The 406-nt window shown below is 31.5% G+C and carries 1 pseudogene; it reads right to left on the reverse strand.

From position 1 onward, the window contains the following. Positions 1 to 406 (reverse strand): annotated as a pseudogene (locus ASE40_RS22190) (amidinotransferase); the annotation flags it as partial.

Consider the following 406-nt stretch of genomic DNA (forward strand, 5'->3'; position numbering starts at 1 on the left):
CGAAACCACAATATCTTTATCAATCGAAAATACATTTGAAAACATATTATACATTTCTTCTCTTTCGATATGAAATAAATTTTCTTTTCCGAATAAATTTACCAAATACAAATAATCTGCTTCTTCACGAAAACCTCTTTTATAGATTATTCCTTTGTCTTTTCCAACCGGCTGAAAACAACAGTCTAAATGCAATGCATTATCGCGGGCTTCCAATTTCGATTTAACCAGATCAAATTCTTTTACAATTTTATTTGGAAATAATTCTTTTATAAAATTGACGCCATGCATATTTGTTCGTGCAGTTATATAATCTTTGTAATCGCTTCCTTTATAGGTACCTATAAAAATATGATCATTCCAGAGCATGACATCTCCGCCTTCGATATGAACTTCTTCCGGCGGA

The sequence above is a fragment of the Flavobacterium sp. Root935 genome (assembly GCF_001429295.1).
In the GTDB taxonomy this organism is placed as follows: Bacteria; Bacteroidota; Bacteroidia; order Flavobacteriales; family Flavobacteriaceae; genus Flavobacterium.